The 7,010-nt window shown below is 72.5% G+C and carries 4 protein-coding genes and 1 pseudogene; all 5 read left to right on the top strand.

The genetic code is table 11. The features are described from left to right. The first annotated feature begins 241 nt into the window (after nucleotides 1-241). Nucleotides 242-1,390 (top strand): S-methyl-5-thioribose-1-phosphate isomerase, encoded by a 1,149-nt coding sequence (mtnA, locus tag CA983_RS38435; RefSeq protein ID WP_086605344.1) that lies wholly within the window; start codon nucleotides 242-244, stop codon nucleotides 1,388-1,390. Between the two features lie 199 nt (nucleotides 1,391-1,589). Beyond that, the gene (mtrA, locus tag CA983_RS38430) at nucleotides 1,590-2,279 is read left to right on the top strand and encodes a two-component system response regulator MtrA (protein ID WP_003990656.1); all 690 of its coding nucleotides are present in this window, start codon (nucleotides 1,590-1,592) and stop codon (nucleotides 2,277-2,279) included. 1 nt (nucleotide 2,280) lies between these two features. Next, nucleotides 2,281-4,605: an MtrAB system histidine kinase MtrB gene (gene mtrB / locus CA983_RS38425; protein ID WP_244207279.1), complete on the top strand. Its 2,325-nt coding sequence runs from the start codon at nucleotides 2,281-2,283 to the stop codon at nucleotides 4,603-4,605. Next, on the top strand, nucleotides 4,595-6,427 hold the full coding sequence (locus CA983_RS38420) for an LpqB family beta-propeller domain-containing protein (RefSeq protein ID WP_086605343.1): 1,833 nt from the start codon (nucleotides 4,595-4,597) through the stop codon (nucleotides 6,425-6,427). The genes mtrB and CA983_RS38420 overlap by 11 nt, the downstream gene beginning before the upstream one ends. A gap of 393 nt (nucleotides 6,428-6,820) precedes the next feature. Then, a pseudogene (locus tag CA983_RS47360) lies at nucleotides 6,821-7,010 on the top strand (ComF family protein); the annotation flags it as partial.

The following is a 7,010-nucleotide window of genomic DNA, read 5'->3' as shown; positions in this document are numbered from 1 at the left end:
GGGTTGGGGCGGTCGGCGGGCTCGGCAGGGCCGGACGCGTCAGGCTTCTGCCCGTCGGACGGGGCGGATCCGGGCGAGGCCCAGCCCGGAGTGTCGTTCATCGTCGCTCCTTCACGGTGCCCGTCCGCGGTCGCGGCGGCAGGTTGGCAGCCATCGTGCCATGGGGTGGTCTTGGAGTGACCGGCCGCGGTATGGGCTGCGTACCTTCAATTGTCCGCTGGTTAGGGGGCAGACTGACGGCATGGCTGATCAGTACGCGTACAGCGGCGATGACAAACGGCCGACCGAGATCCCGGCGATCCGTTGGGAAGAACCACCGGAAGGACCTGTTCTGGTCCTTCTCGACCAGACGAGGCTGCCGGTCGAGGAGGTGGAACTGGTCTGTACGGACGCGCCCGCGCTCGTGGAGGCGATCCGCTCGCTCGCCGTGCGCGGGGCGCCCCTGCTCGGCATCGCGGGGGCTTACGGCGTCGCGCTCGCCGCCGTGCGGGGCTTCGACGTGGAGGAGGCCGCGGCCGCGCTGGCGAGCGCCCGGCCGACCGCGGTGAACCTGGCCGTGGGGGTGCGCCGGGCGCAAGCGGCCCACGAGGCCGCGCTCGCCAAGGGCGGTGACATCAGGCAGGCGGCCGCGGCGGCGCTGGCGGCGGCGCGGCAGTTGCACCGGGAGGACGCCGAGGCCAGTGCGCGGATGGCCGAGCACGGGCTGGCGCTGCTGGACGAGCTGCTGCCCGGGGGAGGGCACCGGATCCTCACGCACTGCAACACCGGTTCGCTGGTGTCGGGCGGGGAGGGGACGGCGTTCGCGGTGGCGCTCGCGGCGCACCGGGCGGGACGGCTGCGGCGTCTGTGGGTGGACGAGACGCGTCCGCTGTTGCAGGGCGCCCGCCTGACGGCGTACGAGGCGGCGCGCAGCGGGATGGCGTACACGCTGCTCACCGACAACGCGGCCGGGTCGCTGTTCGCCGCCGGGGAGGTGGACGCGGTGCTGATCGGGGCGGACCGCATCACGGCGGACGGTTCGGTGGCGAACAAGATCGGGAGCTATCCGCTGGCGGTGCTCGCGCGGTATCACCATGTGCCGTTCATCGTGGTGGCGCCGGTGACGACAGTGGATGCGGACACCCCGGACGGGGCGTCCATCGAGGTCGAGCAGCGGGCCGGTCATGAGGTGACCGAGTTCGTGGCGCCGCAGGTGCCGGTGACCGGGGCTGAGGCGGGCGGTGGCATTCCGGTCGCGCCGCTGGGGACGCAGGCGTACAACCCGGCGTTCGACGTGACCCCGCCCGAGCTGGTGACGGCGATCGTCACGGAGGAAGGCGCGGTTTCGCCCGTCACGGCCGAGGCGCTCGCCGAGGTGTGTGCCCGGTCGCGCCGCGTGTCGGCGGGCTGAGCCGGGCGGCTGCCGGAGTGCGTGCGAAGTGGCGCGGGCTCCGGCAACCTCGTCCCTTCCGGGGGGACGGGAGCCTCGCCGCTGCCCGTCGTCGAGATCAACAGGGGGTGGGCGAGGGCAGACAGTAGCGCCTGCTGCGACTATGGTCACTGCCGGTGACCTACCTCACCACTGCCTTCGCCACCGTTATGAGAATGGGATGATGTCGTTTATGAAGGGACGAGTCCTTGTCGTCGACGACGACACCGCACTGGCCGAGATGCTCGGCATTGTGCTGCGTGGTGAGGGTTTCGAGCCGTCTTTCGTTGCCGATGGCGACAAGGCGCTGGCCGCCTTCCGTGAGTCCAAGCCCGATCTGGTGCTGCTCGATCTGATGCTGCCCGGTCGGGACGGCATCGAGGTGTGCCGTCTGATCAGGGCGGAGTCCGGGGTGCCGATCGTGATGCTCACGGCCAAGAGCGACACGGTCGATGTCGTCGTGGGCCTGGAGTCGGGTGCCGACGACTACATCGTGAAGCCGTTCAAGCCGAAGGAGCTGGTGGCCCGGATCCGGGCGCGGCTCAGGAGGTCGGAGGAGCCCGCTCCGGAGCAGCTCGCCATCGGTGACCTGGTCATCGACGTGGCCGGGCACTCCGTGAAGCGGGACGGGCAGTCGATCGCGCTGACGCCGCTGGAGTTCGACCTGCTGGTCGCGCTCGCGCGCAAGCCGTGGCAGGTGTTCACGCGCGAGGTGCTGCTGGAGCAGGTGTGGGGCTACCGGCACGCGGCGGACACGCGGCTGGTCAATGTGCACGTGCAGCGGCTGCGTTCCAAGGTCGAGAAGGACCCGGAGAAGCCGGAGATCGTGGTGACCGTCCGTGGTGTCGGGTACAAGGCAGGGCCGAGCTGACATGTCCGGCGACAGTGCCGCTTCGGCGCCCGGACGGTCCGGGGGCCGCCCGGGGCGGCCTGTCGGGCGGAAGAAGGCCGGCTCCCGCTGGGCGCGGTTCCTGGAGAGCGGGCTGCTGCTCCAGGGCGGGGTCCAGGGCAGCCCGGTCATCCGGCTGTTCATGCGGTGGGTGCGCCGGCCGCTGCTGCCCGTCATGCGGCTGTGGCGGCGCAACATCCAGCTCAAGGTCGTCGTCACGACGCTGCTGATGTCGCTGGGCGTGGTCCTGCTGCTCGGCTTCGTCGTCATCGGGCAGGTGCGCAACGGCCTGCTGGACGCCAAGGTGAAGGCGTCGCAGAGCCAGGCCACGGGCGGGTTCGCGGTGGCCAAGCAGCGGTCCGACGAGGCGGCGAGCGGCACCGGCGACGATGTCGCGACGGCGGACGGCCGTCCCGCGCAGAACGTCATCCAGTGGATGAGCGATCTGGTGTCCTCGCTGTCCAGCGGCGGCCAGGGTGCCTTCGACGTGGTCACGCTTCCGGCCTCCGACGCGGACGGTGCCGGCGGGCGCGGACCGCGCGCCTCCGGCGAGGTGGACTGGAGCAGGAGCGTGCCCGCCGATCTGCGTGAGCGGATCGGCAGCAGTACGACGGCCGCGCAGAGCTACACCCGGATCACGTACAACAACGAGACCAAGGACTCCCAGCCGGGCCTGGTCATCGGCAAGCAGGTCAACGACCCCAACGGGGATCCGTACCAGCTCTACTACCTCTTCCCGCTCACCCAGGAGGAGAAGTCGCTGAGCCTGGTCAAGGGGACTCTCGCGACGGCCGGGCTGTTCGTCGTCGTCCTGCTGGGGGCCATCGCCTGGCTCGTCGTGCGTCAGGTGGTCACGCCGGTGCGGATGGCGGCGGGGATCGCCGAGCGGCTGTCCGCCGGGCGGCTTCAGGAGCGTATGAAGGTCACCGGCGAGGACGACATCGCGCGGCTCGGCGAGGCCTTCAACAAGATGGCCCAGAACCTCCAGCTGAAGATCAGCCAGCTGGAGGACCTGTCGCGGATGCAGCGCCGGTTCGTGTCGGACGTGTCGCACGAGCTGCGTACGCCGCTGACGACCGTGCGGATGGCCGCGGACGTCATCCACGAGGCGCGGGAGGACTTCGACCCGGTGACCGCGCGGTCCGCGGAGCTGCTCGCCGACCAGCTGGACCGGTTCGAGTCGCTGCTCGCGGATCTGCTGGAGATCAGCCGGTTCGACGCGGGTGCCGCGGCGCTGGAGGCGGAGCCGATAGACCTCAGGGACGTCGTACGGCGGGTGGTCAGCGGGGCAGAGCCGCTCGCGGAGCGCAAGGGGACGCGGCTCCGCGTCCTGGGCGACCAGCAGCCCGTCGTCGCCGAGGCCGACGCCCGGCGCGTGGAGCGCGTGCTCCGCAACCTCGTCGTGAACGCCGTCGAGCACGGTGAGGGCAGGGATGTCGTCGTCAAGCTCGCCGCGGCGGGCGGTGCGGTCGCGGTCGCGGTGCGGGACTACGGGGTCGGGCTCAAGCCGGGCGAGGCGACGCGGGTGTTCAGCCGTTTCTGGCGGGCCGACCCGGCACGCGCGCGGACCACGGGTGGTACGGGTCTGGGGCTGTCCATCGCCCTGGAGGACGCGCGGCTGCACGGCGGCTGGCTTCAGGCGTGGGGCGAGCCGGGCGGCGGTTCGCAGTTCCGGCTGACGCTGCCCAGGACCGCGGACGAGCCGCTGCGGGGCTCTCCGATACCGCTGGAGCCCAAGGACTCACGGCGGAACCGGGGGCTCGACGACGCCGGTCTGCCGTCTGGCGGCGGGGGGGACGGCGAGAAGCGGGCGACCGTGCCGGCACAGTCGGCGAGCGGGCCGCGGCCACCGGGGCCGGCACGGGACCCGATACCGCCGCGGGCGGCCTCCGCGGTCCCCACGGCCGATCCGACGGCGCTGCCCGGCAACGGCGCGCGCGTCGTGCCCCGGTCCGCCTCGGGCACGCGGCGGCAGGACGATCCACAGGCGGCCCCGGAGCAGCCGGCTCGCGGCGCGGGCGCGAGCGGCCCGGCGGACGCGGGCGGCCACGGCGTGGCGAGCGGTTCGTCAGGCGCGGTCGGCGACGGTGTGGTGAGCGGTTCGTCAGGCGCGGTCGGCGACGGTGTGGTGAGCGGTCCGGCGAGTGCGGCCGGCGACGGCAGGCCGAGTGGTCCTGCTGGGTCCTCTCGCGACCAGGTCGTGAGCGGGCCGAAGGACGCGGACAGGGACAACGGATCCGCGGGCTCGGTCAGGGAAACCGAGTCGGAGAACGCGGACAGGCATGGGGAGGCATTTCGTGGGCGCTGACCGTGGGGGGCGCGGTCGGCGTACGCCCGCGCGCGTGATGGCGTACGCCACTGGTGGCGTCCTGCTGCTGGCGGGGTGTGCCTCGATGCCGGACAGCGGGGATCTGCGGGGTGTGGAGTCCACACCCCGCCATGAGAACCAGGTGCGGGTGTACGCGGTGCCGCCGGGTGAGGACGCGCAGCCCCCGGAGATCGTGCAGGGCTTCCTGGAGGCGCTCACCAGCGACGATCCGCACTACAAGACCGCACGCCAGTACCTGACCGGTGAGGCCGCCAAGACGTGGCGGCCGGAGCTTTCCACGACGGTGCTGACGAACGGGCCGGGTGCCAAGCCCGAGGGTGCGGCCGGCCGCGAGGACACCGGCGAGATCACGTACATGCTGACCGGCACCAAGGTGGCCACGGTGGACGCGCAGCAGTCGTACGCGCCGGCGACCGGGGCGTACGGCAGGACCTTGCACCTGACGCAGGACGAGAAGAGCGGTCAGTGGCGGATCGCCGCGCTGCCGCAGGGCGTCGTCATGGGCGAGTCGGACTTCCAGCGCAACTACATGTCCGTCAATAAGTACTACTTCGCTTCAAACACCACGGTGGCAGGGGCGGACACCCGGCCCACCGCGGTCGCCGACCCCGTGTACGTCCGTCGGCGGGTGGATCCCATGACGCAGATGGTGCGCTCCGTCCTGAGCGGGCCCACGCGGTGGCTCGGGCCCGTCGTCAGGTCGAGCTTCCCCACCGGTACGGCGCTGCCGAAGGACGCAGGCGCGCTGACGCCCGACGACCGGAACAAGCTGACGGTCCCGCTCAACGACAAGGCCGCGGGTGTCGGCATCAACCGGTGCGAGGAGATGGCGGCCCAGCTGCTGTTCACCCTGCACAGCCTCGGCCCCGCGGTGGACGAGGTCGAGCTGCGGGCCGGCGGGACGGAGCTGTGCTCGCTCACGCAGAAAACGGCCGACGCCGCCGCCTTCCGGAGCTCGGTGCGCAGCCCCGACTTCCTGTACTTCGTCGACGCCAAGGACCGGCTGGTACGGATCCCCGCGGGCAACAGCGAGACCAAGCCGGACCCGGCGCCGGGGGCGCTGGGCGAGGGCGACACGGCACTGCGGTCGGTGGCGGTGTCGCGCGACGAGCACACCGCGGCCGGTGTCAGCCTCGACGGCAAGTCGCTGTACGTGGGGTCGCTGGTCTCGGGCGGTTCGCTGGGCGAGCCGGTGCTGCGCAGCCACGGCCCGACCGAGAAGGACCGACTGACCACCCCCAGCTGGGACGCCCACGACGGGCTGTGGGTGGCCGACCGTGACCCGGACGATCCCCGGCTGCTCCTGCTGGAGGAGGGCAAGGGTGATCCGCTGGAGGTGCGCACGCCGCATCTGGACGGGCGGATCCAGGCCGTGCGGGTGGCCGCCGACGGGGTGCGGATCGCGCTCGTCGTGGAAAAGGGCGGCAAGAAGACCCTGCTCATCGGGCTGATCGAGCGGGAGGGAAAGCCGGGCGAGAAGTCGGCCGTCAGGGTGGTCGAACTGCGTTCCGCGACCCCGGAGCTTGAGGAGATCACCGCCATGTCGTGGGCCGGGGACAGCCGGCTCGTGGTGGTCGGGCGCGAGCACGGTGGCGTGGAGCAGATGCGGTACGTCCAGGTCGACGGCTCCACGCCGGACGTACCGGCGCCCGCGGCCCTGACCGGCGTGAAGGAGGTCACCGCCGCCGAGGACGACCGGCTGCCGCTGGTGGCGTACTCGGTGGACGGGATCGTCCGGCTGCCGTCGGGTGCGCAGTGGCAGAAGGTGACGCAGGGGACGGCGCCGGTCTATCCGGGGTGAGGTGTGGCGCCCCCGGTGGCCGGTGCCCGGTGCCGGGGCGCGGTTGTGGCGTGGCGACCCCGTGGCCGGGCCCGAGGTGCGCTTGTGGCGGCGGTCGCTTCTGCCCGGTGAGGGCCGGGAGGGGCTGCCGCTGTCGTTCGGGAGCGGGGGCGGTGTCGTCACGAGGGTGCCTTGCCGTGCAGCCCCACGGGCCGCCACGGAGCCGTCTCACGAGCCGTCCCGGAGCCGTCCCACGGGGCCGTCGCGGATCCGTTCCAAGGGGCCGTCCTATGGGGCCGCCCCACAGGGCCGTCAGTCGTGTGGGGGACGAACGGTTCGCCTGGTGCGGAATTGTCCACAGGCCGTCGTCCACAGGGGTGGTCGGAGAGGGCCCGGGGCGGCACAGTGGTGGCCATGCGGGGGTGGTGGCAGGACCTCACCGACCTGGTGCTGCCGGCCGAGTGCGGGGGCTGTGGGAGGCCTCGTACGGTGCTCTGCCCGGAGTGCCGTGCGGTGCTGAGCGGAGTCGGGGCACGCCGGGTGCGGCCGGTGCCGGAGCCGCCCGGGCTGCCCGTGGTGCACGCGGCGGCTCGGTACGCGGACG

It is taken from the genome of Streptomyces swartbergensis (assembly GCF_002148965.1).
GTDB lineage: Bacteria > Actinomycetota > Actinomycetes > Streptomycetales > Streptomycetaceae > Streptomyces > Streptomyces swartbergensis.
This window is presented reverse-complemented; position numbering and strand designations above follow the sequence as displayed.